Source organism: Bradyrhizobium sp. USDA 3397, assembly GCF_054060965.1.
Genome location: NZ_JBSSDS010000001.1, coordinates 2501471 through 2525196 on the forward strand (window position 1 = coordinate 2501471; position 23726 = coordinate 2525196).

20 protein-coding genes and 2 pseudogenes are annotated in these 23726 nt (G+C 65.0%); 11 read left to right on the forward strand and 11 right to left on the reverse strand.

Features of this window, described 5'->3' with window-relative positions; translation table 11 throughout:
* The first annotated feature begins 91 nt into the window (after nucleotides 1-91).
* The 3 genes from ACVWYQ_RS11920 to ACVWYQ_RS11930 are packed head-to-tail and all read left to right on the forward strand — an operon-like array spanning nucleotide 92 to nucleotide 5061.
* Nucleotides 92-919 (forward strand): FAD binding domain-containing protein, encoded by an 828-nt coding sequence (locus ACVWYQ_RS11920; RefSeq protein ID WP_456725643.1) that lies wholly within the window; start codon nucleotides 92-94, stop codon nucleotides 917-919.
* The gene (locus tag ACVWYQ_RS11925) at nucleotides 916-3639 is read left to right on the forward strand and encodes a molybdopterin-dependent oxidoreductase (protein ID WP_456725644.1); all 2724 of its coding nucleotides are present in this window, start codon (nucleotides 916-918) and stop codon (nucleotides 3637-3639) included. The genes ACVWYQ_RS11920 and ACVWYQ_RS11925 overlap by 4 nt, the downstream gene beginning before the upstream one ends.
* Before the next feature lie 24 nt (nucleotides 3640-3663).
* Nucleotides 3664-5061, forward strand: a complete 1398-nt coding sequence (locus tag ACVWYQ_RS11930) for a nucleobase:cation symporter-2 family protein (protein ID WP_456725645.1) — start codon at nucleotides 3664-3666, stop codon at nucleotides 5059-5061.
* A gap of 97 nt (nucleotides 5062-5158) precedes the next feature.
* On the opposite strand, the gene uraD is transcribed toward ACVWYQ_RS11930, so the two are convergent.
* The 4 genes from uraD to ACVWYQ_RS11950 form a co-directional block, all read right to left on the reverse strand.
* Nucleotides 5159-6046: a 2-oxo-4-hydroxy-4-carboxy-5-ureidoimidazoline decarboxylase gene (uraD, locus tag ACVWYQ_RS11935; protein WP_456727138.1), complete on the reverse strand. Its 888-nt coding sequence runs from the start codon at nucleotides 6044-6046 to the stop codon at nucleotides 5159-5161.
* Between the two features lie 4 nt (nucleotides 6047-6050).
* Complete coding sequence (gene puuE, locus ACVWYQ_RS11940) at nucleotides 6051-6986, reverse strand: allantoinase PuuE (protein WP_456725646.1); 936 nt, start codon at nucleotides 6984-6986, stop codon at nucleotides 6051-6053.
* Entirely contained in the window at nucleotides 6987-7400 is a 414-nt protein-coding gene (locus tag ACVWYQ_RS11945) for a DUF3830 family protein (RefSeq protein WP_036045261.1), read from the reverse strand.
* 1523 nt (nucleotides 7401-8923) lie between these two features.
* On the reverse strand, nucleotides 8924-9580 hold the full coding sequence (locus tag ACVWYQ_RS11950; protein WP_404539319.1) for a hypothetical protein: 657 nt from the start codon (nucleotides 9578-9580) through the stop codon (nucleotides 8924-8926).
* 47 nt (nucleotides 9581-9627) lie between these two features.
* Between ACVWYQ_RS11950 and ACVWYQ_RS11955 the strand changes: the two genes are divergently transcribed.
* The gene (locus ACVWYQ_RS11955; protein ID WP_157283880.1) at nucleotides 9628-9879 is read left to right on the forward strand and encodes a DUF2798 domain-containing protein; all 252 of its coding nucleotides are present in this window, start codon (nucleotides 9628-9630) and stop codon (nucleotides 9877-9879) included.
* Nucleotides 9880-9885: 6 nt separating this feature from the next.
* Here ACVWYQ_RS11955 and ACVWYQ_RS11960 read toward each other — a convergent pair whose 3' ends face one another.
* The 3 genes and pseudogenes from ACVWYQ_RS11960 to ACVWYQ_RS11970 form a co-directional block, all read right to left on the reverse strand.
* Nucleotides 9886-11673, reverse strand: a complete 1788-nt coding sequence (locus ACVWYQ_RS11960; protein WP_456725647.1) for a chloride channel protein — start codon at nucleotides 11671-11673, stop codon at nucleotides 9886-9888.
* Nucleotides 11674-11685: 12 nt separating this feature from the next.
* Entirely contained in the window at nucleotides 11686-12339 is a 654-nt protein-coding gene (locus ACVWYQ_RS11965) for an L-fuculose-phosphate aldolase (RefSeq protein ID WP_456725648.1), read from the reverse strand.
* A 140-nt stretch (nucleotides 12340-12479) separates the two neighbouring features.
* Nucleotides 12480-12563 (reverse strand): annotated as a pseudogene (locus ACVWYQ_RS11970) (MarC family protein); the annotation flags it as partial.
* Nucleotides 12564-12605: 42 nt separating this feature from the next.
* On the opposite strand from ACVWYQ_RS11970, the gene ACVWYQ_RS11975 reads away from it, so the two are divergent.
* The 7 genes from ACVWYQ_RS11975 (at nucleotide 12606) to ACVWYQ_RS12005 (ending at nucleotide 18874) form a co-directional block, all read left to right on the forward strand.
* A complete protein-coding gene (locus ACVWYQ_RS11975) occupies nucleotides 12606-13631 on the forward strand; it encodes a gamma-glutamyl-gamma-aminobutyrate hydrolase family protein (protein WP_456725649.1) in 1026 nt (341 codons plus the stop codon).
* A 3-nt stretch (nucleotides 13632-13634) separates the two neighbouring features.
* On the forward strand, nucleotides 13635-14822 hold the full coding sequence (locus tag ACVWYQ_RS11980) for a carboxylate-amine ligase (RefSeq protein ID WP_157283884.1): 1188 nt from the start codon (nucleotides 13635-13637) through the stop codon (nucleotides 14820-14822).
* 79 nt (nucleotides 14823-14901) lie between these two features.
* Nucleotides 14902-15108, forward strand: coding sequence for a hypothetical protein (locus tag ACVWYQ_RS11985; RefSeq protein ID WP_036007833.1), 207 nt, complete (start codon nucleotides 14902-14904; stop codon nucleotides 15106-15108).
* A gap of 104 nt (nucleotides 15109-15212) precedes the next feature.
* Nucleotides 15213-15779 (forward strand): YciE/YciF ferroxidase family protein, encoded by a 567-nt coding sequence (locus tag ACVWYQ_RS11990; protein ID WP_271544171.1) that lies wholly within the window; start codon nucleotides 15213-15215, stop codon nucleotides 15777-15779.
* Between the two features lie 163 nt (nucleotides 15780-15942).
* Nucleotides 15943-16326 carry an Hsp20/alpha crystallin family protein gene (locus ACVWYQ_RS11995; protein ID WP_024342525.1) on the forward strand — a complete coding sequence of 128 codons (384 nt, stop codon included), beginning with the start codon at nucleotides 15943-15945 and terminating at the stop codon, nucleotides 16324-16326.
* An 8-nt stretch (nucleotides 16327-16334) separates the two neighbouring features.
* Complete coding sequence (gene lon, locus ACVWYQ_RS12000; protein WP_404539313.1) at nucleotides 16335-18713, forward strand: endopeptidase La; 2379 nt, start codon at nucleotides 16335-16337, stop codon at nucleotides 18711-18713.
* 5 nt (nucleotides 18714-18718) lie between these two features.
* Nucleotides 18719-18874, forward strand: a complete 156-nt coding sequence (locus ACVWYQ_RS12005) for a hypothetical protein (RefSeq protein WP_404539310.1) — start codon at nucleotides 18719-18721, stop codon at nucleotides 18872-18874.
* A gap of 70 nt (nucleotides 18875-18944) precedes the next feature.
* On the opposite strand, the pseudogene ACVWYQ_RS12010 reads toward ACVWYQ_RS12005, so the two are convergent.
* The 4 genes and pseudogenes from ACVWYQ_RS12010 to ACVWYQ_RS12025 form a co-directional block, all read right to left on the reverse strand.
* A pseudogene (locus ACVWYQ_RS12010) lies at nucleotides 18945-19248 on the reverse strand (HU family DNA-binding protein).
* A gap of 491 nt (nucleotides 19249-19739) precedes the next feature.
* Complete coding sequence (locus tag ACVWYQ_RS12015; RefSeq protein WP_404539307.1) at nucleotides 19740-20972, reverse strand: acetyl-CoA C-acetyltransferase; 1233 nt, start codon at nucleotides 20970-20972, stop codon at nucleotides 19740-19742.
* Nucleotides 20973-21232: 260 nt separating this feature from the next.
* Nucleotides 21233-22693 carry a GH1 family beta-glucosidase gene (locus tag ACVWYQ_RS12020; RefSeq protein WP_404539305.1) on the reverse strand — a complete coding sequence of 487 codons (1461 nt, stop codon included), beginning with the start codon at nucleotides 22691-22693 and terminating at the stop codon, nucleotides 21233-21235.
* A 75-nt stretch (nucleotides 22694-22768) separates the two neighbouring features.
* Nucleotides 22769-23722 (reverse strand): LysR family transcriptional regulator, encoded by a 954-nt coding sequence (locus tag ACVWYQ_RS12025; RefSeq protein ID WP_404539302.1) that lies wholly within the window; start codon nucleotides 23720-23722, stop codon nucleotides 22769-22771.
* Nucleotides 23723-23726 lie beyond the last annotated feature (4 nt).

Here is a 23726-nt window from a genome sequence, read left to right on the forward strand (position 1 = left end):
GCGTCCTTGCTTCGACTTGTTGTTGCCACTTGGCTCCCGTCTTGCAACACTTCGCTCGGACCATCCAACCGTCGGAAGCGTTGGCGCAGCCATGGACTTGAATACCATCACAGCCGTCGCCCATCCGCAAACGCGCGCGCAGCTGCCCGTTTGGACGGCAGGTGATGCTTGGCTCGCGGGCGGCACCTGGTTGTTCTCGGAGGCGCAAACGCATCTGACGCGACTGATCGATCTCACCGATCTGAAATGGCCGGCACTTGCGATCACAGAGAGCCACCTCTCGATCGCCGCCACTTGCACCATCGCAGAGCTCGATGGACTCGCCTGCCCGTCCGATTGGCTCGCAGCGCCGCTGATCGACCAGTGCTGCCGGGCCTTCCTTGCCTCGTTCAAGATCTGGAAGACCGCGACCGTCGGCGGCAATCTCTGCATGTCACTGCCGGCGGGACCGATGATCTCGCTGACGTCGGCACTCGACGGCGTCTGCACCATCTGGAAGGCCGGCGGCGGTGAACAGAGGCTTCCGGTCACCGAATTCGTCACCGGCAACCAGCGCAATCGCCTGACGCCAGGCGACCTGCTCCGGCAGATCGACATCCCGCTTCCCGCGCTGAAGCGCCGTACGGCCTTCCGCCAGATCTCGCTGGCGCCGGTCGGCCGCTCGGCGGCGCTGCTGATCGGCAGTCTCGAAGCCGACGATACGCTGACACTCACGGTCACCGCGTCGACGGTGCGGCCAATCCAGTTGCGCTTCCCCAAAGCCCCGGACGCAAGCGCGTTGCGCGCCGCGCTCATGCAGGAGATTACCGATGATCTGTACCACACGGACATCCATGGCGCGCCACTCTGGCGCAAGCACATGACGCTGCGCCTGGCCGAGGACATTCGCGGCGAGCTGCTGGGAGCGATAACCGCATGAGTCTGGAGGTCAATGGCGAGGCATTTTCCCAGGAGCCGCGCGCCGGCCAGTGCCTGCGCACGTTCCTGCGCGAGCTCGGCCATTTCGGCGTGAAGAAAGGCTGCGATGCCGGCGACTGCGGCGCCTGCACCGTGCTGCTGGACGGCGAGCCGGTGCACAGCTGCCTGATCCCGGCGTTCCGGGCCGAGGGCCGCAACGTGACCACGATCGAAGGCCTTGGCGGCGATCACGGCACGCATCCGATGCAGCAGGCCTTCCTCGATGCGCAGGGCTTTCAATGCGGATTCTGCACCGCCGGCATGATCCTGACCTGCGCCTCGCTGAACCAGGCGCAGCGCACCGATCTCGGCACGGCGCTGAAAGGCAATATCTGCCGCTGCACCGGTTATCGGTCGATCGAGGACGCGATCCTCGGCAAGACCAATGTCGAGACGAGCGTCGAGGCCGGCGCTGCCTTCGGACGCAGTCTGCCGGCCCCCGCAGGGCCCGACGTGGTCCGCGGCACGGCACGCTACACCTTCGACACCGCAATCGATGGTCTGCTGCACATCAAGCTGCTGCGCTCGCCGTATGCGCACGCCAGGATCGTCGCGATCGACAAGTCTGACGCGCTGAGCATTCCCGGCGTGCACGCTGTGCTGACGCATGAGGATGCGCCGTCCGTCCTGATCTCGACGGCGCGGCATGAGAAAGACTGGATGGACCCCGAGGATACCCGCGTCCTCGACGATGTCGTCCGGTTCATCGGCCAGAAGGTCGCCGCCGTCGTCGCCGAGACCGAAGCCGCCGCCGAGGCGGCGTGCCGCAAGCTGAAAGTCAGTTACGAGGTCCTGCCGGCGTTGATTGATCCCGAGCTGGCGATGGCCCCGGGTGCGCCGGTCGTTCATCCCGACCGCACCACTGCGAACCGCGTTGCCGATGCCCAGCGCAACCTGGTCGCGGAGACGCATGGCGAGCTCGGCGATGTCGCATCGGCCCTCGCCACATCTGCCGCCACCTATGAGGCGACCTTTCACAGTCACCGTGTGCAGCACGCTGCGCTCGAGACCCATGGTGGCCTTGCCTGGCTCGATGATTCCGGCGTGCTCAACGTCCGCACCTCGACGCAAGTGCCGTTCCTGACCCGGCGTGCGCTGTCGGACATCTTCCAGCTCCCCATGGACAAGGTCCGCGTGTTCTGCGAACGCGTCGGCGGCGGGTTCGGCGGCAAGCAGGAGATGTTCGTCGAGGACATCCTGGCGCTTGCCGCGCTGAAGACTGGGCGGCCGGTCAAGCTGGAGCTGACACGCGAGGAGCAGTTCATCGCGACCTCGACGCGGCATCCGATGCGGATCCAAGTCAAAGCCGGCGCTGATGCGGGCGGCAAGCTCACTGCGCTCCAGCTCGACGTGCTCTCCAACACCGGTGCCTACGGCAATCATGCCGGCCCCGTGATGTTCCACGCGCTGGCCGAGTCCATCGCCGTCTACAATTGCCCGAACAAGCGGGTCGACGGCGTCGCCGTCTACACCAACACCGTGCCGGCAGGCGCGTTTCGCGGCTACGGCCTGCCGCAGGCGCTGATCGCGGTGGAAGCGGCGATCGACGAATTGGCGAGGCAGCTCGGAATCAGTCCCTACGAGATGCGCCGACGCAATATCGTGAGGCCCGGCGATCCCATGCTGTCTCCGCCGCCCTCCGAATATCACGACGTGCTCTACGGCTCCTACGGGCTCGACCAGTGCCTCGATCTCGTCGAGCGCGCGATGCAGGCCGATACCCCGCAGCCGGAGCTGTCGCCGGATTGGCTGATCGGCGACGGCATCGCGCTGACCATGATCGACACGGTGCCGCCGGCCGGCCACTTCGCCGATGCGACGATCGCGCTCAACGACGACGGAGGCTTCGACCTCACCGTCGGCACGGCCGAGTTCGGCAACGGCACCAGCACCGTGCATCGCCAGATCGCGGCGACCACGCTGGCGACCACCGTCGACAAGATTCGTCTGCGCCAGTCCGACACCGCCCATGGCGGCCACGACACCGGCGCGTATGGCAGCGCCGGCACCTTCGTTGCGGGCAAGGCGACGCATGCGGCAGCCGTGCAGCTTGCGAGCGAGCTGAAGGCGGCAGCCGCCGGGGCCTGGCTGTGCGATGTGGAGACTTGCGCGCTCGATGCGGACTCCGTCGTCAGCGGCGTCCGCCGCATGCCTTTTGCGGAGCTGGCGAAGCTCGCCCGCGAGCGCGGCCGGCCGTTCGCAGGCAGCGGCACGTCCGGCGGCACGCCGCGATCGGTCGGGTTTAACGTGCAGGGCTTTCGCGTCGCGGTGAACAAGGCGACCGGCGAGCTCCGGATTCTCAGGAGCGTGCACGCCGCGGACGCCGGCATCGTCGCCAATCCCATGCAGTGCCGCGGTCAGGTCGAAGGCGGCGTGGCGCAGGCGCTCGGCGCTGCGCTCTACGAGGAGATGGTGATCGATGCGAGTGGGCGTGTCACCAATCCGAAATTCCGCGACTACCACCTGCCCTCTTTCGCCGACGTCCCGCGCACGGAGGTCTTCTTCGCCGAGACATCCGACACGATCGGCCCGCTCGGCGCGAAGTCGATGAGCGAGAGCCCCTACAATCCGGTCGCCGCCGCGCTCGGCAACGCGATCGCGGATGCCACCGGCATTCGCTTCACCGCGCCGCCCTTCAAGCCGGACCGGCTGTTTCCGGCGCTCCATGACAAATTTGGCTAGATGCATGTTTTGGGGGATACATCCATGAGCAACGACGTCCATCCCGTCGACGAGGTCCTGCCGGTCCCGCGCCTGCTCGCGCTCGGGCTCCAGCACGTCCTGGTGATGTATGCCGGCGCGGTCGCGGTCCCCCTCATCATCGGCCGCGCGCTGAAGCTGCCGCCGGAGGACGTCGCCTTCCTGATCAGCGCCGACCTGTTCGCCTGCGGACTTGTGACGCTGGTCCAGTGCCTCGGCTTCCCCGGCGTCGGCATCCGCCTGCCCGTGATGATGGGCGTGACCTTTGCGTCGGTCGGCCCGATGCTGTCGATGGCGGCTTCACCGGACATCGGCCTGCTCGGCATCTACGGCTCCGTGATCGCCGCCGGTCTGTTCGGCATCGTCGTTGCGCCGTTCGTCAGCCGGCTGCTGCCGCTGTTTCCTCCCGTCGTCACCGGCACCATCATTCTCATCATCGGCATCTCCCTGATGCGCGTCGGCATCAACTGGGCCGGCGGCGGCCTGCCGACGTTGACGAAGGTAGTCGACGGCGTTTCCGGCAGCTTTCCCAATCCAGCCTATGGACAATTGCAGGGGCTCGGCATCTCGCTGTTCGTGCTGCTCTTCATCCTCGGCCTGATCAAATGGGGCAGCGGGTTTCTTGCCAACGTCGCCGTGCTGCTCGGCATCATCGCCGGCGCGGTGCTCGCGAGCATTCTGGGCGTGATGCATTTCGACAAGGTCGCCGCCGCCCCCTGGGGCGCACTCGTGATTCCCTTTCGCTTCGGCATGCCGCAATTCCACCTGGTGCCTGTCATCACCATGTGCATCGTCATGATCGTGGTGATGATCGAATCGCTCGGCATGTTCCTGGCGCTCGGCGAGATCACCGGCAAGGCCGTCGACCGCGAAGCCTTGAGCCGCGGCTTGCGCGCTGACGGGCTCGGCACGCTGCTCGGCGGCATCTTCAACACGTTTCCCTATACCTCGTTTTCGCAGAACGTCGGCCTCGTCTCAGTCACGGCCGTGCGATCGCGCTGGGTGACGGTCACGGGCGGCTGCATCCTGCTCGTGCTCGGGCTGCTACCGAAGCTCGCTGCGCTGGTGGAGGCGGTGCCGCTGGTCGTGCTCGGCGGCGCCGGCCTCGTGATGTTCGGCATGGTGGCGGCCACCGGCGCACGCATCCTGGCCTCGGTCGATTTCCGCAACAACCGCTACAATCTCTTCATTGTCGCGATCTCGATCGGCTTTGGATTGATCCCGCTCGTTGCTCCCGGTTTTTTCCGCAATCTGCCGCACAATCTGCACCCGCTGCTGGAGTCCGGCATTCTGTTCTGCGCGGTCGTGTCGGTGCTGCTCAATGCCTTCTTCAACGGATTGAGCGGTGGCGCTGCCGCCGAGGCCGACGCGGCGTCAGCCGCCGCATCGGCACAGCATGTCTAAAGCGCGATGCGACTAGGATGAATCGTCATCGTGCTTTAGGTGATTGTTTGAGCATGATCTTGTCGGAAAACCGCTACGCACTTTTCCGGATCATGCTCTAGCTGCCGCGATAGGTCGAGTAGCTCCAGGGCGTGACCAGCAGCGGCACGTGGTAATGGCTTTCCGGCTCGCTGATCGCAAAGCGCAGCGGGATCTCGTCGAGGAAGGGCGGGTCGGACAGCGGCACGTTGCGCGCGGCGTAATATTTGGCGACGCTGAAGCGCAGCTCGTAGCGGCCGATCGGCAGCGGACGGCCGCCGATCAGCGGCTGGTCGGTGCGGCCATCGGCATTGGTCACCGTGCGCGCGATGACGCGGTTCTCGCCAAGGCTCGCTAGCTCCACGAGCTCGATCGGGATGCTAGGTGCGGGCTTGCCAATCTGGTTGTCCAGCACATGGGTCGAAAGCCGGCCGTACACCTTCAGCCTGTCGTCGGCGGCGACCAGCTGGTCGAGCCGCAGCGCCGAGATGCGGCCGATCTCCTCGATCGCACGCCTTATCTCGGTCTTGGCGATGTTGAGCAGCCGCGCCTCGAAGTCGCGCAGCACGGAATCCTTGGTGTGACGGCGCACGCAGACGATGTAGGGGAAGCCGAACTTGTCGCGGTAGGCGTTGTTGGCCCGCTCGAACGCGGAATATTCGGCATCCGACAGCCGGTCGAGCCCCGCGCTGTTCTGCTCGTCGGTCGATTCCGCAGTGAGGCCCGCGGCGCGCTGCGTCTTGTTGGCGAGATCGGGATGCGCCCGGATCAGCGCCAGCTGCACGTCAGGCTCGGCACTCTGGATCGCGGCCATCAGCGCGGCGTGCAGCTCGTTGATGCCGGCGAACGGCCGCTTTGCCGCGAGCTGCTCGGCGATCCACGGCGAATATTCGACGACGTTGGCGAGCGCCGCGACGAAGTCGGCCGTGCTTGCAGCGTTGAGATCGGTCAGCGAAATCTGCAACATCATCTCACCCGATCTCGAATGCGTCGGCGGCAAGATGGGCGTGCTTCTCGTGCCAGTGCTGCGCGATCTGCAACCGGGTCGGCACCCAGACGCGCTCGTGCTTGCCGATATAGTCGAGGAAGCGGATCAGGCCCGCTGCGCGGCCCGGCCGGCCGGCGAGGCGGCAATGCAGGCCGACTGACATCATCTTAGGCGCGGTTTCGCCCTCCGCGTAGAGCACGTCGAAGGCGTCCTTCAGATAAGTATAGAACTGCTCGCCCTCGGCAAATCCTTGCGGGTTGATGAACCGCATGTCGTTGGCATCGAGCGTATAGGGAATGATGAGCTGCTTGCCGTTTGCGCCCTTAACCCAATAGGGCAGATCGTCGGCATAGGAGTCGCAGAGATAGAGGAAGCCGCCCTCCTCCATCAAGAGACGATTGGTGTTGATCGAGGAGCGCCCGGTGTACCAGCCGAGCGGACGTGCGCCGGTCGCCTCGGTATGCACGCGGATCGACTCGGCGATCTCGGCGCGCTCCTGCGCCTCGGTCATGTCCTTGTGCTCGATCCATTTCAGACTGTGGCTGGCGATGTCCCAGCCCGCCTCCTTCATCGCAGCGACAATCTCGGGATTGCGCTTGAGCGCGGTGGCGACGCCGAACACCGTGGTCGGCCAGTTCCGCTCGTTGAACATCCGCCACAACCGCCAGAAGCCGGCGCGCGAGCCATATTCGAACATGGATTCGATGTTGGCGTGGCGCTGGCCGGGCCAGGGCTGCGCGCCAAGCACGTCGGACAGGAAGGCCTCCGAGGCGCGATCGCCGTGCAGGATGTTGTTCTCGCCACCTTCCTCGAAATTGACGACGAACTGCACCGCGACCCGCGCGTCACCAGGCCATTGCGGATGCGGCGGATTGCGGCCGTAGCCGCGGAGATCGCGCGGGTAGCGGGGCTCGGTCACTCAGACTTCCTCGAAGCGGATCGGCAGCGCGCCCTTCCACAGCACGCTCTTGCCCAGCGTTGCGAGGTTCTCCAGGCCCGAGGTCAGCGTGATGAAATGGTTGCCGGCGAGCTGGCCCATCTTGCTCGCGAAGTGCACGCCGCCATAGGCCAGCAGGATCTCGGTTTCGCTGATGCCGCCGGGATAGAGGATGATCTGGCCGGGGGCGGGATAGCTGGTGTGGTTCTCGTAGCCGACGCCGAAGTCGAGGTCGCCGAGCGGCATCCACACGCCCTCGCCGCTCCAGCGCACATGGATGATGTGGCTTTCGAACGGCAGCGCCTTGCGGAAGGCGGCGACGGTCTTGGGCGCCGCCTGCTCCTCGAAACGGGCATCGAAGGTGAAATCGCCGGCGCGGATAACGAGTTTGCTCATCTCATCTCTCTGGATCGGGGGCGATGCGCCCCGCGGGGAACTTTCAGCAAAAAGCACTCCCGACCGTTTCGCGCAAGTGGCGCGGGAGGCTCTCGTATGAGTTGGGCACGCCACCCGGCCTGCCCGATCGCCTGAAAGCTCGTTGCCATTGAACCGGATTGCAGGAGGTGAGTCCACCGGCAGAATTGCCGGGTAAAGGGGCGCCGACGCCAACGACGTCTGGCGCGCTCCAGCGCGACAATGCAGCTCTCCCGTGTCCCGGACAAGCTGCAGCGCGCAAGCGTTGCGGCGCAGAGCCGGGACCTAGGTAACGCGGCAATTGCGGATGGATGGGCCCCGGCTCGGCAGCGCATCGTCGAACCGGACGATGCTTCGCATCGCCGGGGGGACGCTGCGCTGCGTCCGGGGCACGAGAGAGTGTAGCGCTCGCACTCTCCTTCTCGTCGTTGCGAGGAGCCCTTGCGACGAAGCAATCCAGAATCCCGCCGCGGAAAGATTCTGGATTGCTTCCGCCTTCGCCAAAGGCTTCGGCGGACAAGTCGCTGCGCTCGCAATGACGGAGTGTGAGGCGACGCTGCGTTCTCCAAGTAACACCTGTCGTTCCCTACGAAGGCAAGGAATCCAGCACGCCGCGCCCCCTCGTTTCAATCACTGGCGTCTCGGCGTACTGGATCGCCCGCCTTCGCGGGCGATGACAGCGAGTGTGGAGGTGCAGACATGCCTTCGCATTCTCGCGGCTGATTTCGCCCGAGCTTTGCTTGGTCACTTCACCCTCTTTTCCAAGAGGGCGCAGGGAAGGCCGGGTGCCGGCGGCACCCGCGGTCCGCTGCGCGAAAAGCACACGCAGGAAGAACCGCACAGCAGCATACAGGTGAAGCCCAACACACGGCCTTCCCTGCGCGATGGTCGGACGGCTTATGCCGCGCTCTCCTGGGAGCCGAGTTCCCTCTGGCCTCCCTCGCTCTCGCAAAAGTCGCCGGCACCGCGCCGGTTGACGCGAGGGCCGCATTCGCCAGAGCTTGACCGTAGCAACGACGGCCAGGACCACACGGTTTTACCGTACGCGCGGTTCGTTGGCGCCGCAGGGTTCGAAGGCGTTGTGCACGTTGCCATCGAAAAGCCGGCGCGACGAACCTGACAGCGCCGCTCGTCCGTACGAAGCCTCGGGCTCACGGAGAGCAATCCGCCCTGCCCTCAGCTCTCGTACACGACGCTGCCGCGTCCACCGCAAGCCCGGCTCGCGACAATGACGACCTCATGATCGCCCCTCGAGATTGAGCCGGGATGGGCGACACATACGTCATTTCCGAATTTCGGTAAAGCGGAATATTTTTATGCGGGCAGGTTGACAGAGAGCGAAACACCCTGCTCTCGTAGCCCGGATGGAGCGCGAGCGTAATCCGGGACAATTCGAGATGCCGCGCGAGCGGACCCGGATTTCGCTTCGCTCCATCCGGGCTACGGGAGATGGGATTCAAACGCTCCCCGGCTCGTACAATCCGGGGCTTCCGGGCTCCGGCCGCTCAGTATGGTGCGTAACGATAGCCCGGATCGTAGTAGTAGCCGGAACCGCCGTAGTAACCAGGGCCGCCGTAGTAACGCGGGCCATAGCCATAATAATAGCGGTTTTCATAATATTCGCGGCGGCGGCTCTCGGCGATCGCGCCTCCGATCAGACCTGCGGCCATGCCCATGAAGGCGAGACCCGCGGCATTCGGCCCGCGTCGATGATAATGGCGACGCCGGTGTGCGCTGAAATCGGTGACGTCGGAGGCAGCCTGGCCGGCAACGGCCGCATTGACAGCCGACTTGGCGGCCGGGCTTCCGGCCGAAGCCGCTGCAGACGGGGATGCGGAAGCCGCAATCAGGGCGAGGCCTGCGAGCGCGACCACGATCGTGTTGCGGCCGGCTGCGGAAATCACGGGTCCAATACTCATGTTCGAATTTCCTCTGTTCTCGCCCAAAGAAACATAAGCAAACGATCTATAATCCGCAAACCACTGAAATGGTTTCATGATCGCGGCGATCTGCCACGCTTTGAACGATTGTAAATCCCGAACGATCAGACCCAGCTTGAACCAGGCAACCTGAGCGGTTAATGAACAGCCGCGCCGTTTTCGGCCGCCGTAAGCGTTTACGTGAACCAACGCATCAACCGACGCCGTCGGGATCGATGCCATTTTCCAGGTTCAACGAGATCGACGCGTCCTTTTCCTAGAGAAACCAGATGATTGTGGTTCGCAAACTGCCGGCGCGCTATGCGCCGATCGTGACGCCATTCGTGCTGTCCATCCTCATGACGGCGGTGGTATCGGTCATTTCGACGCTGCGGAGCCTGGGGGCAACGCCGGCGTTCCTGGCGACCTGGCCGGGCGCCTGGGGACTGTCCTGGCTCGTCGCCTTCCCGACCCTGCTCGTGGTCTTGCCGCTGGTCCGCCGGGTCGTGGCCTGGCTCGTCGAGGCGCCACCCGGCCGGTAACCTCGCCTACGACAGCGCCCCCAGCACGCCTCTCGTCGCCTTGTCGATTTCCTCGACATAGCGGCGGCGGGCGAAGCTCTCGGTGAGAAAGCCAACCACCTTGCGGCTGTCGGTGGAATCGACCACCGCCAGCATCTCCGCCTCGGCTTCGTCGAACACCGCCATCGCCGACTTCACGTTCATTTCCGGGATCAGCACGATGTCGATCAGGCGGGCGAGCTCGATCACCTGGATGTCGTCGGCGATGGTGTCGAGGTCGCTGGAGAACAAATCGGGCAGCAGGACGAGGCCGATATATTCGTCAGCATTGTTGACGATGACGATTCCCGGCCGCGAGCCGAGCGCGAACTCGCGGCGCGCGGCGGCGATCGTCGTGGTCGAGGGCACCTTGCCGACGTCCGAGCGCATCAGGCGCTCGACCGTGAGATTGCGCAGCCAGCCGACGTCGTTGGCGCTGCGGATGGTCTCGCCGCGCAGATGCAGGCGCCATGTCGAGAACGAATGGCCGAACATGAAGCGCACGCAGATCGAGGTCACGATGCAGCCGGCCAGCACCACGGCGGTGACGTCGACGTTACGTGTCATCTCGAGCACGAGGAACGACATCGTGAGGGGGCCGCCGACGATGGCGACGCCGAGCGTCGCCATGCCCGTCAACATCGCCACCAGCGGATCGATCGCGAAGTTCGGGCTGATGAGCAGCAGCACCGCGGCAAAGAACTTTCCGATCAGGCTGCCGACGAACAGCGAGGCGAAGAACAGGCCGCCGCGAAAGCCGGAGGCGAGCGAGATCAGGCAGGCCGTCACCTTCAAGGCGATGATCAGCGCGATCAGGCCGATCGTCATGTCGTGGAAGAGATCGAGCACCATGGCGCCATGGCCGGCCGCGAGAACCTGCGGCGTGATGATGGCGAACCCGCCGACGATGAGCCCGCCGATCACAGGACGCAGCCAGATCGGCATCCAGGCGAACAGCCGCTCGAACATCGGCGAGGAGCGCATCACGGCGATGCCGACGCCGCTGGTGATGAGGGCGAGCCCGATCAGTGCCAGATATTGCTCGACGCCGACGGCGCTGACCTTCGGTATCTCCAGCGAGTATGGCGCGCCGCCCAGCCATTGCGCGGTCAAGGCGCCCGCGAGGGAGGCGGCGAGGATCGGCGCGGCACTGCCTACGGCATAGACGCCGACGATCAGCTCGCAGGCATAGAAGGCGCCGGTGATTGGCGCGCCGAACGCCGCCGCGATCGCCGCCGCGGCCCCGCAGCCGACCATCAGGCGCAGATCGTTGCGGCGGAGATTGAAGAATTTACCGATCAGCGAGGCGATGCCCGAACCGATCTGGGTGTAGCCCGCCTCCAGGCCGACGGAGGCGCCGCAGCCGTTCGAGATCAGGGTCTGGCCTGCGACCACCCCGCTGTCGCGCATCGACAGATTGCCGCCCCGCAGCGCGTTCGCCTCGATCGGATCGACCGCGTTCGATATCTTCATGCGCCGCCGCGACCATTCCATGATTCCGAGCGCCAGCCCGCCGAGCGCAGGCGCGATCAGTGCCGCCCATGGGCTGACGCTCGCGTGGGCCGACAGGTGGACGTCAATGGGAATGCCGTAGATCACGACATGCGCGATCTGCGCGATGTGGGCCATCAGCGTCACGACCGCGCCCGCGAGCGTGCCGATCACGAGCGCCAGCGGGATCAGGTAGAACTCGTTGCTGCGCAGCAGGGCGCGCAGCCGAACCATGGTGCGGTTCGTCTTCTTGCGATCGACGAGATGTTTGATCCGCACTAACACCGTTTGGCCGCCCTACCCTTCCGACAGGCCGTAGCCGGCCATGCGCTGACGGACCCGCTCGATTTCCTCGCTCGGGAGCAGCGGCGGTTGTCCGATCTGCAGACAGCCGTGATATTGCCGCGCCAGCGTCTCGACCTCGACTGCCAGCCACATCGCCTTGTCCAGGGTCTTGCCGATCGCGATCATGCCGTGATGATCGAGCAGGCAGGCGAGCCGGCCCTCCAGCGCCCGCACCGCATGCTCGGACAGCTCCGCCGTTCCGAACGTCGCGTAGGGCGCGCAGCGGATGCTGTCGCCGCCCGCCGCCGCGATCATGTAATGCACGGGCGGGATTTCCATGCCCATGATCCCCAGGATGGTGCAATAGGTCGGATGGGCATGCACGACGGCGTTGACGTCGGGCCGCGACTTCAGGATATCGCGATGAAAGCGCCATTCGCTCGACGGCTTCTGGTCGGGCGCGTGCGAGCCGTCCATGGCCATGAAGACGATCTGGTCCGGACGCATGGTCTCATAGGGCACGCTGGTCGGCGTGACCAGGAGGCCGTCCACATGCCGGACGCTGATATTGCCCGATGTGCCCTGGTTGATGCCGAGCGCGTTCATACGCCGGCAGGCGTCGATAATGGCCTGTCTCTTGCCGAGCTCGTCCGCTGTCATCGACATGTCGATTTCCTGTCGAGGGCTTATTGGACCGAGTTACGTCAAAGCAACATGACAGTGCAAGCGAAAGCGTCCCGGATCCCGTGACACTCCGGCCGAACGGGATAGCGACAGGTTAACAGATTGTCGCAGCTACCAGGGCAGGCGGTCCGGACCGCCGCGACCCCGTTGATGACGAACTGCACGGAATAGGCGGCGAGCAGCATGCCGAGGACGCGCGAGAGCAATAACAAAAGTTAAGGCTGGTGCGGAGGCAATGAGATCGAGCGGTGCAATCGCGAAGCAACCATTCCCGACGATTGCCGTTTCACTGTGCATCGATACACGAACAGAAGCAGCCGAAGCAATTGCACGAGCCCCGTTCCAGAATTGATCCGCACGATCCCGTTGCCTGCAGCCGTTGGGCGCTTCGATTGGGGACAAACGTCAGAGAGCTCAAGGCGGCGATTCATCAATTCGGCAGCGCAGCGGATGCCGTGGCGTACGGCCTTCAGCAGTGGCGGCGTAGCGCCTCGCGCGGGCAGTGGCAGGGGCGCAGCGGCGCACCGCAGATCGGCATTCTCTCCGATTCCCTGGTCGCGCGCGGCGAACAACTCGCCGCGGTTTCGATGGTCTGCGTCAATGCGATCGGCCTTGTCGCCGGCGCCGTGCCGCGGATTCTGCCCGCGGCGCCGGAAGCCGACATCGATGCCTATCTGGACGGGCTCGACGGCCTCTTCGTCGGCGGCGGACAGACCAACGTCCATCCGTCCCGCTATGGACAAACAGTCGACGAGAAGCGTGACGGCCCGTTCGACGAATTCCGCGACGAGGTCGCGCTGCGCCTGATCCCGCGGGCGCTGGCGCGGGGCATCCCCGCTCTGTTCATCTGCCGCGGCTTCCAGGAGCTGAACGTCGCTTTGGGCGGCACGCTTTCGAAGGAGCCCGACGATTTGCCTGAGGAACAGCGCCATGGCACGCCCGACGCGGACAACGAGGATGCCCGCTATCGGCTGCGGCAGAAGGTGGGCTTGCGCAAGGGTGGCGTCCTGCAGCAGATCTGCGGCGCGGATTCGATTCTCGTGAATTCGCTGCACAGCTTCCTGATCGCCGATCTCGCACCGGGCCTCGTCGCGGAGGCCGTCGCCGACGACGGCTCGATCGAGGCCGTCAGCGTCGAGAGCGCCAGCGATTTTGCGCTCGGCACGCTTTTTCATCCCGATTATTGGGCGAGCTCCGACCACGCCTCGGCGCGCATTCTGTCAGCCTTCGGGGACGCGGTTCGCCGCCACGCCAGGGCGCAGGGGGCGGCATAGGCCGTGCACCGCTACCGCTTTGGCATCGAGGAGGAATACTTCTTGGTCAACCGCCAGTCCGCGGCGCCGCGATCCGAGCTGCCCAAGGCCTACATGGCCGCGGCGCAGAAGCGCCTTGGCGAGCGGCTGACCACCGAGATCCTGCAATCCCAGATCGAGGTGGCGACCCCGCCGCTGACGTCTTCGGTCGATGCGCTGGCCGAGCTCGCGCGTTATCGCGCGGTGCTCACCGAGGTCGGCAAGGACCACGGCGTCGGCATCATCGCGGCCGGCACACACCCGCTGGCGCAGCCGCAGCAGCAGCGCATGACGCGCAAGCGCCGCTACAGCAAGGTCATCAGCGAGCTCGGAATGGTCGGCCTCGGCAACCCGATCAGCGGACTGCACGTCCATGTCGAGGTGCCCGAGCCCGATTTGCGCGTCGAGATCATGCACCGCCTGGTGCCGTTCCTGCCGCTGCTGCTGGCGCTCTCGACCTCCTCGCCGTTCTGGTGCGGCTACCCGACGGGATTGCTGGGCTACCGCAATGCCGCCAACGATGCCCTGCCCCGGACCGGCTTTCCCGAGATGTTTCGGAACCTGTCCGAATACGAGACCTACGTGAAGACCTTGGTCGATGCCGGCATCATCCCCAACGCCACCTATGTCTGGTGGGCGTTGCGGCCCTCGTTGCAGCATCCGACGCTCGAGCTGCGCATCACCGATTGCTGCACGGCGATTGCGGATTCGGTGGCGATCGCGGCGCTGTTCCGCGCGCTGGTCCGCCACGCCGTCCACCATCCCGAGCTGAACGCCACCTATTCGGCCGTGCACCGCGCGCTGGTCGAGGAGAATCGCTGGCGCGCCCAGCGCTACGGAACCGACGGCACCTATATCGACCTGGTCTCGTTCGAGCCGGTCTCATTCAGAAGCTGGCTCGATGCAGTGATCGCCATGGTGGCACCCCACGTCGATCATCTCGGCATCGAAGACGACATCCAGCATCTGAAGTCGATCCCCAAGCGCGGCACATCGGCCCACCTTCAGCTCGAATATTTTCGCGGCTTGCGCAAGTTCGGCCACTCGCCGCGGGAAGCAATCAGCGACGTGACGAAATGGCTGCGGACTTCCACCGAAGCCGGAGACTTCACCGCCCGGGGCGGCGAGCCGAAAGCGCAAGCGGTGCGGCAACCGCTGACCGACCTGGTCTGACGCCGCGGCCGCATGGAACGAGGTTTCGACCGCCGACTTAGCTCAGCGTGATAGCAATGGACAATCGTGGAGACCAATCATGAGCGACAGCGGCATTAGCATGCTCCTGGGCCACGCCTCGGCCCAGATGCTTTGGCTCTGGTTCATCGGCGCGTTCGTGCTCGGCGGGGCGCTCGTTTACGGCGTGATGAAGGCGGGCAACTTGCGCCGCAGCGAGCGGGCGCAGCTCGATCGCAACACCGAGGCACGGCAGCGCCAGGAAGATCCCTACAAGCGCCCGACCTGAGCCTTCGCCGGTTGCAGTTTGGAACTTTCGTTCATGGAGCGGCTTTGATCGCCTGAGGATTGAGGAGGGCGAGGCCTTCCCGTGTTACCTCATGAGGAGGACGTATGGCTAAACGAGCGAAGAAACGCACGACAAAGAAGACCGCGGCGCGCCGGCCGCGTCAGGCGCCGAAGATGCTCAGCGACCTGTTTCTGGAGACGCTGAAGGACATCTATTTCGCCGAGAACAAGATCATCAAGACCCTGCCCAAGATGGCCAAGGCCGCGAATTCCAAGGAGCTTACGGCCGCCTTCAACAAGCATTTGCGTGAGACCCAGGGCCAGGTCAAACGGCTCGACCAGATCTTCAAGATGCTGGGCAAGCCGGCACGCGGCAAGCCGTGCGAGGCCATCAACGGCATTGCCGATGAAGGCGCCGAGATCATGAAGGAGTTCAAGGGCGCGCCGGCGCTCGATGCCGGACTGCTCGCGGCGGCGCAGTCGGTCGAGCATTACGAGATCTCCCGCTACGGCACGCTGCGCACCTGGGCCGAGGAGCTCGGCATGCAGGACGCCGCAAGGCTGCTCCAGGAGACGCTGGACGAGGAAGAGGCGACCGATCGCACGCTGACCGAGCTCGCCACCTCCGTGATCAACCTCGAAGCGGAACAAGAGTACCGCGCCGCAGCCTGACCCGCCCTGCCAATGAACGGAACGTCGCGGCCATGCCGCGGCGTTCGCTTGCCTTGATCGCACGGCGGCGCATAACACGTCAGCGCCACTGCACTGGATTTCCGTACTGGATTTCCTTGGAACCGGCCCCATATGCAGGCTTTCCCATCCCAGAGCCCGCATCATGCAACCCAAAAATCCCCTCGACTGGATGCTGTCCGAAGCCCTGGACTCGCTGACCCGCGCCGATCGGCTGCGCCAGCAGTTCGGCCGCCAGGAAGCCTGCTGGGAGCCGCCGATCGACGTGCTCGAGACCGAGCGTGAACTCCTGATCCTGGTCGCGCTTCCCGGCGTCAATCCGGACAATGTCGAGACCGTCATCCATGACGGCGTGCTCGTCATCTCGGGTCAGCGCACCCTCCCGCCGGAGCTTCGCAACGCCCGCATCCATCGGCTCGAGCTGCCGCAAGGGCGTTTTGAGCGCCGCATTGCGCTTCCCCTCGGCCGTTACGCCATCAGCCGCTTCGTGATGGACGGCTGCGTCGCACTGCGCCTCGCGAAATCCTGAGGTCGATCATGGCCACCGAACAGATGAACAACGAACAAGCCAATAACGACGTGAAGATCCCCGACGATGCACTGATCATCGTCCCCGTGCGTGAGATGGTGCTGTTTCCTGGCGCGATCGCGCCGATCACGATCGGCCGGGCGAAGTCCATTGCCGCCGCGCAGCAGGCGCTGCGCGAGCAGCGGCCGATCGGCATCGTCCTGCAGCGCAGTCCCGAGACCAATGACCCCGGGCCGGACGACCTCTATAGGGTCGCGACCATCGCCAACATCGTGCGCTACATCACCGCGCCCGACGGCACCCATCACATCGTCTGCCAGGGCGTGCAGCGCGCGCGCATCCTCGACTTCCTGCCGGGGACGCCGTTCCCGGCCGCGCGTTTCCAGCAGATCCCCGAGCCGGCCACGACCTCGCCCGAGATCGAGGCCCGCGCGCTGAATCTGCAGCGCCAGGCCATCGAGGCGATCGAGCTGCTGCCGCAGGCGCCGCCCGAGCTCGCCGCGATGTTCCAGGGCACCAGCGCGCCCGGCGCGCTGGCGGATCTGGCAACCTCGTTCATGGATATCAAGCCGCAGGACAAGCAGGAGGTGCTGGAGACCATCGACCTCGCTCTTCGCGTGGAGAAAGTGTCGAAGCACCTGGCCGAGCGGCTGGAGGTGCTGCGCATCTCCAACGAAATCGGCCAGAAGACCAAGGCCTCCTTCGACGAGCGGCAGCGCGAGGCGATCCTGCGCGAGCAGATGGCGACGATCCAGCGCCAGCTCGGCGAAGGCGACGGCAAGCAGGCCGAGGTCACCGAGCTGACGGCTGCGATCGCCAAGGCCAACATGCCGCCGGAGGCGGAGGCGCATGCCAAGAAGGAGCTGCGCCGCTACGAGCGCATGCCGGAGGCTGCCGGCGAGGCCGGCATGGTCCGCACCTATCTGGACTGGCTGATCGAGCTGCCCTGGGCGCTGCCCGCGGAGAAGCCGATCGACATCAAGGAGGCGCGAGCCATCCTGGATGCCGACCATTTCGGCCTGGAGAAGATCAAGAGCCGGATCATCGAATATCTGGCGGTGCGCAAGCTCGCCCCGCAGGGCAAGGCGCCGATCCTGTGCTTCGTCGGCCCGCCCGGCGTCGGCAAGACCTCGCTCGGCCAATCCATCGCGCGCGCGATGGATCGCCCCTTCGTGCGCGTCAGCTTGGGCGGCGTGCACGACGAGGCCGAGATCCGCGGTCACCGCCGCACCTATATCGGCGCGTTGCCCGGCAACATCATCCAGGGCATCAAGAAGGCGGGCGCGAGGAACTGCGTCATGATGCTGGACGAGATCGACAAGATGGGCCGTGGCGTGCAGGGCGATCCTTCCGCCGCGATGCTGGAGGTGCTCGACCCCGAGCAAAACGGAACGTTCCGGGACAATTACCTCGGCGTGCCCTTCGATCTGTCGCGCGTCGTGTTCATCGCGACCGCCAACATGCTCGACCAGATCCCGGGTCCGCTGCTGGACCGCATGGAGCTGATCAGCCTCGCCGGCTACACCGAGGACGAGAAGCTCGAGATCGCGCGGCGCTATTTGGTGCAGCGGCAGCTGGAGGCCAACGGCCTCTCGGCTGAGCAGGCCGAGATCGAGCCGGAAGCCTTGAAGCTGATCGTCAAGGGCTACACCCGCGAGGCCGGCGTGCGTAACCTCGAGCGCGAGATCGGCAAGGTGTTCCGGCATGCCGCGGTGCAGGTCGCCGACGGCACGGCCGCGAAGGTCACGGTGACGGCAAAGGACATCGCCACCGTGCTCGGCCAGCCGCGCTTCGAGGGCGAGATCGCACTGCGCACCAGCGTTCCGGGCGTTGCCACCGGCCTCGCCTGGACGCCGGTCGGCGGTGACATCCTGTTCATCGAAGCCACGCGCGTGCCCGGCAAGGGCGGGCTGATCCTGACCGGCCAGCTCGGCGACGTCATGCGCGAGAGCGTGCAGGCTGCGCTGACGCTGGTGAAGAGCCGGGCCTCTCAGCTCGGCATCGATCCGCAAGCGTTCGAGAAGAGCGACATCCACGTTCACGTCCCCGCGGGCGCAACCCCGAAGGACGGGCCGAGCGCGGGCGTTGCGATGTTCACGGCGCTGACCTCCCTGCTCACCAACCGCACGGTGAGGAGTGACACCGCGATGACCGGCGAGATCTCGCTGCGCGGCCTGGTGCTGCCAGTCGGCGGCATCAAGGAGAAGGTGGTGGCTGCGGCTGCTGCCGGCCTGAAGCGGGTGATGCTGCCGGCGCGCAACAAGCGGGACTATGACGACATCCCGAAGAGCGCGCGGGACACCCTCGAGTTCATCTGGCTGGAGCGCGTCGACGAAGCCATCGCCGCGGCGCTCGAGCCGGCTGAAGCCAAGGAAGCGGCGGAGTGAAGGCGATGAAGAAACTGCTGGAAAGAGCGAAGCGGTCGCGGAAGACGCAGCGGCTGCGCCAATTGCTCGATCGCGCGATCGACCGGATTCGCGATGGGCTCGCAGGACGCGAGCCGCGGCTTCAGCCTGTTACGGTCCGAGTGAAGCGCCGCAAGGGTTGAGCCCTCCGTCTCGAACCCTCGCGGCAGCCCCAGACAAAAGGCCCCCTCGTTCGAGGGGGCCTTTGCGTTGTTAGCCCACGGCGTCCTTGGCGGCCTTGACCGGGCGGGCGCGGACGATCTTCCGGGCCGGCTTGGCCTTGAACATCATCTCTTCACCCGTGAACGGGTTGGTGCCCTTGCGCGCCCTTGGTCGCGGGCTTCTTGATGACCACGAACTTGGCGAAGCCCGGCACCAGGAACAGGCCGTTCTTCTTGAGCTCCTTGTGGCCGACGTCGGTCAGCGTCTCCATGACGTTCTTGACGTCACGCTTGGAAAGCTCGGTGGCGGTCGCAATCTTTTCGATCAATTGCGATTTGGACATCTGGGTCGGCATCGTGTCTCCTCTGATTCGTTGCCGGTTGCATATTAGACCAACCGTTGAAGGCCTATAGCCTTCTGCACAGTTTTGTCGCGAAATTACGGGCTTTTCTGGCCTGCTGTGACAAAAAACCCTGCTTTTTAGCTACTTCCGGAGCGGAGGAAGCCTCGGGCAGCGGCTTTTGCCTTGTTTCAAAGGCCCGCACGACATCTTGCTAGAACTGATTCGCCGCCTTCGACAAGCGACGACCGGCCCCTTTGTGAAAGGAGGCGCGTGTTTCACCCTGAAAAATAAGGATTGGATCGCGCAGCAGCCGCATTTGCAGATCCTCTCCCTCTCCCCGTTCTTACGGGGGCGCGACGAGCTTTGCTCGCGCTGGGAGGGTCGGGGTGAGGGGCCGCTTCAGCAAAGACGGTGAGAGTTCAGTGCTCGGAGAGTCCCCCTCACCCGGATTGCATCTTCGATGCAATCCGACCTCTCCCCGCAAGCGGGGCGAGGTAAACAAGCTAAACGCGCTCGATGATGATGGCCGGCGCCATGCCGCCGGCGGCGCACATGGTGACGAGACCGCGCTTGAGATCGCGCCGTTCGAGCTCGTCGAGCACGGTGCCGATCAGGATCGAGCCGGTGGCGCCGATGGGATGGCCGAGCGCGATCGAACCGCCGTTGACGTTGACCTTGGCCCGGTCGAGCTTGAGGTCGCGGATATATTTTTCCGCCACCACGGCGAAGGCCTCGTTGATCTCGAACAGGTCGATGTCGTCGATTGTGAGGCCCGCCTTGGCCAGCACCTTGCGCGTTGCCGGCACCGGTGCGTTCAGCATGAGGGTCGGCGAGTCCCCCATGTTGGCCATCGCGACCACGCGGGCCCGGGCTTTAAGGCCATGCGCCTTGGCGTAAGCGGGCGAGGCCAGCAGGATCGCGGCAGCGCCGTCGACGACGCCGGAGGAGTTGCCGGCGTGATGCACGAAGTCGATCTTCAGATCAGGGTACTTTTGCAGGATCAGGCCGCGATAGGTCGTGCCCTTGTCGTCGAGCGCGTAGTCCGCGACGGCGGGAAATGCCGGCTTCAGGCTGCTGAGGCCTTCCATCGTGGTCTGCGGCCGCGGGTATTCTTCATGATCCAGCGCCAGACTGCCGTCCTCGCGGTGAACAGGCACGAGGCTCTTCTTGAAGTGGCCGTTCGCGATCGCATGCGCGGCGCGCTTCTGGCTCTCCAGCCCGAGCGCGTCGACGTCCGTTCGGGTGATGCCTTCCAGCGTCGCGATCGCATCGGCGCAGACGCCCTGATGCGATTGCGGATGCCGTGCCCGCAAGCGCAGATTGCCGCTATCCATCATCATCGGACCGCCGCCGCGGCGTCCCTCCATCGACATCATCTCGCAGCCGCCGGCGATGACGAGATCCTCGGCACCGGCCATGATCGAGCTTGCCGCCATGTTGACGCTGGTGATGCCGCTTCCGCAAAAACGATCCAGCGTCACCGCGCTGGCACGCACGTCGTAGCCGGCATCGAGCGCCGACATGCGGCCGAGATCGCCGCCTTGCGTTGCCACCTGCGCGCTGCAGCCCCAGACGATGTCGTCGACATCGGAGGTATCGATGCCGGTGCGGTCGGCGAGTGCGCGCAGCACGGTCGCCCCGAGCTGCTGCGGATGAATGCCCGACAGGGCTCCCTTGCCGGCCTTGCCGATGCCCCGCGGCGTGCGGCAGGCATCAATGATCAGCGCGTCAGGCATTGGCGTCGTCCTCTTGTTTATGCGTGTGTGAGCGTTGTGAATCAGAGGGACTGGCGAGTCAATGCGCGCTGCCTTCTTCGCCTCTCCCCGCGTGCGGGGAGAGGCCGGATTTTACGCGCAGCGGAAAATCCGGGTGAGGGGGAGCTTCCGCAAACTCAGTAGCAGATGGACTCGCGGAGAGCCCCCTCACCCGGAATTTGCTGGCGCAAATTCTGGCCTCTCCCCGCAGGCGGCGAGAGGCGAAAACACCGAGCCAGCCGCTACGCCCCCGCCGCGTTCTTGGCGATCACGTTGCGGTAGAAGCTGGCGCTGAGCTTTGCCGTGCGGACCTGGGTGTCGAAATTGACGTGGTACAGCCCGAAACGCTTGTTGAGGCCATACACCCACTCGAAATTGTCCATCAGACTCCAGAGGAAATAGCCGCGCACCGGCACGCCTTCGTCGGTGGCGCGCTGGAGCTGGGCGAGATAGTTGCGCAGATACATGATGCGATCGGTGTCGTAGATCTTGCCGTCGGGCGACACCACATCGTCGCCGGAGGTGCCGTTCTCGCTGATATAGATCGCGTCCGTCTTCCAGATCTTCGCCGCCAGCTTCGGCACCCAGTAGATCGTCTCGGGCCCGACGCGCAGCCAGTCCGAATTCATGTGCGGGAACGATTTCGGGATCGGCAGCGGCTTGAAGCCCGCGCCCTGGTCGGAGGCCACGATGTAGTTCTGCGGCGCGTAGATGTTGAGACCGAGAAAATCGACCGGCGAAGAGATGATCTTGAGCTCCGCATCGGTGTATTTCGGCGCGTTGGATCCGGCGTATTTGAGGAAGGCGTCGGTATAGCGGCCCGTCATGATGACGTTGAGATAGCCGGCATTCATCTCGCGCAGCGCGATCTCCGCGGCGCGCACGTTTTCCGGCGTGTCGAACGCAGGCGCGCAGGCATCGATGTTCTCCGCCGGCCCCACCCTGGTGCCGCGGCGGCCATGGGCGCGCACCGCCTGCACTGCGAGCCCGTGCGCCAGCGCGCTGTTGTGCCTGATCTGGTTGACATCGGCTTGCGGCAGCTTCAAGCCCGGCGCGTCGATGCCGACGCCGTAACCGAAATAGACGAAGCGCCCGCTCTCGTTCAACGTGAACACGTTCCTGACGCGGTCGGTGAGGTGCTTTGCGACATAGGCCGCGTAGTCGCCGAAGATCTTGCAGGTCTCGGTCGAACGCCAGCCGCCGAACCGGTCCTCGAGCGATTGGGGCAGATCCCAATGATAAAGGGTCAGCCACGGCTCGATGCCGTTCTTCAGGAGCTCGTCGACGAGACGATTGTAGAAGTCGAGCCCCTTCGGATTGGGCTTGCCGTCGCCCTCCGGAAACAGCCGTGGCCAGGCCACCGAGAAGCGATAGGCCTTGCAGCCGAGTTCCTTGATTAAGGCGATGTCCTCCTTGTAGCGGTGATAGTGCTCGTTGGCGCGGTCGCCGGTGGTGCCGTCCTCGATCTTGCCGGGGATGCGGACGAACTTGTCCCAGATCGAGGCCCCTCGCCCGTCCTCCTCGACCGCGCCCTCGACCTGATAGGACGAGGTCGCCGTGCCCCAGAGAAAGCCCGCCGGAAAACCGCCTGCATTGCGCGGCGGCCGAGCCGGCTTGGCTTCGACGACAAGGGGACTCGCAATCCCGGCTGCGGACAATCCCGCCAGCTTGGCAAACCGGCGGCGCGAGACCCCCTCCGTCATTGATGCTGCTCCACTTCTTTTCGTTTCGGGCCGGCACAATGAACAGTTCCGGGCGATTTGAGAAGCGGGTGGATTCTAGCGTTGACTTGCTCCGATTGAACCGACCAAGACCTGCATCAGCCACTCAATGCCGGCGTCTCTCATCGCCGCCTTGGTTGCGATGGCCCGGATCGTGTCCGGTTTGCGCGCAAAAGGCAGCTCGACGAACACCAAGCCGAAACGGCGCGCGTGGTGCTCCACCAATCGGCGCGGCAAGGCTGCGATCAGGTCAGACCCGGAAAGCTGGGCAAGCGCCATCATGAAATTCGGGACCGTTAACGCGATGCGGCGTTGGAGGCCGCGCTTAGCCAACATGTCGTCGACGAAACCGCGCGGTTCACCACTGAGAGAGACCAGCAGATGTTGCGATTGCGCGAAGGCCGCATGGGTTGGCGCTTTTGACAAGCGATGTCCCTTGCGCATGGCCAGCACAAACTCCTCCTCATAGAGGCTGCGCGCTTCGAACCGCGGTGATACCGAAGGCAGCGGCAACATTGCGACGTCCAGCTCGCGTCTTTCCAGCATGTCGAGGCATTGCTGCCAAGGCTCTCCGGTCGCGCCGTCGCGCGGCGCGGGCATCAGGTGGATCAACCCGATGTCAATGTGCGGCGCGGCAGCTGCGATCGACCGCAACAGCGGACCGGTAGCCGAGACCAGCACCGCATCGGGTGCGCCAATGGTGAACCTGCGGCTGCTCTTTTCGGGGTCGAACGGCGTAGCCGAGCCGAACAGCTGTTCGACGCGCGCGATGATCTCAGCCACCGGCTCCCCTAGCTCCAAGGCCCGTGCCGTTGGAACGACGCCCTTCGGGGTCCGCAGAAACAGCGGATCGTTCAGCAGAAGCCGGAGCCGGCCGAGCGCATGGCTGACCGCCGACGGTGTCAGGCTCAACCGAGCGGCTGCGCGCGCCACATGGCGCTCCTCCAAAACCACACGGAAGAGCACGAGGAGATTGAGGTCGATCCTGGATAAATCAATTTGGTTCAGCATGTTG

Bases quoted from the DNA above. Each gene is read 5' to 3' on its own strand.
- ACVWYQ_RS12005 (WP_404539310.1), top strand. From the start codon at position 18,719: ATGAAGAAACTGCTGGAAAGAGCGAAGCGGTCGCGGAAGACGCAGCGG.
- ACVWYQ_RS11985 (WP_036007833.1), top strand. From the start codon at position 14,902: ATGAGCGACAGCGGCATTAGCATGCTCCTGGGCCACGCCTCGGCCCAG.
- ACVWYQ_RS11920 (WP_456725643.1), top strand. From the start codon at position 92: ATGGACTTGAATACCATCACAGCCGTCGCCCATCCGCAAACGCGCGCG.
- ACVWYQ_RS11995 (WP_024342525.1), top strand. From the start codon at position 15,943: ATGCAACCCAAAAATCCCCTCGACTGGATGCTGTCCGAAGCCCTGGAC.
- ACVWYQ_RS11930 (WP_456725645.1), top strand. From the start codon at position 3,664: ATGAGCAACGACGTCCATCCCGTCGACGAGGTCCTGCCGGTCCCGCGC.
- ACVWYQ_RS11990 (WP_271544171.1), top strand. From the start codon at position 15,213: ATGGCTAAACGAGCGAAGAAACGCACGACAAAGAAGACCGCGGCGCGC.
- ACVWYQ_RS12020 (WP_404539305.1), bottom strand. From the start codon at position 22,693: ATGACGGAGGGGGTCTCGCGCCGCCGGTTTGCCAAGCTGGCGGGATTG.
- ACVWYQ_RS11950 (WP_404539319.1), bottom strand. From the start codon at position 9,580: ATGGCATCGATCCCGACGGCGTCGGTTGATGCGTTGGTTCACGTAAAC.
- ACVWYQ_RS11955 (WP_157283880.1), top strand. From the start codon at position 9,628: ATGATTGTGGTTCGCAAACTGCCGGCGCGCTATGCGCCGATCGTGACG.
- ACVWYQ_RS11965 (WP_456725648.1), bottom strand. From the start codon at position 12,339: ATGTCGATGACAGCGGACGAGCTCGGCAAGAGACAGGCCATTATCGAC.
- ACVWYQ_RS11945 (WP_036045261.1), bottom strand. From the start codon at position 7,400: ATGAGCAAACTCGTTATCCGCGCCGGCGATTTCACCTTCGATGCCCGT.
- ACVWYQ_RS12025 (WP_404539302.1), bottom strand. From the start codon at position 23,722: ATGCTGAACCAAATTGATTTATCCAGGATCGACCTCAATCTCCTCGTG.
- ACVWYQ_RS12015 (WP_404539307.1), bottom strand. From the start codon at position 20,972: ATGCCTGACGCGCTGATCATTGATGCCTGCCGCACGCCGCGGGGCATC.
- lon (WP_404539313.1), top strand. From the start codon at position 16,335: ATGGCCACCGAACAGATGAACAACGAACAAGCCAATAACGACGTGAAG.
- uraD (WP_456727138.1), bottom strand. From the start codon at position 6,046: ATGTTGCAGATTTCGCTGACCGATCTCAACGCTGCAAGCACGGCCGAC.
- ACVWYQ_RS11925 (WP_456725644.1), top strand. From the start codon at position 916: ATGAGTCTGGAGGTCAATGGCGAGGCATTTTCCCAGGAGCCGCGCGCC.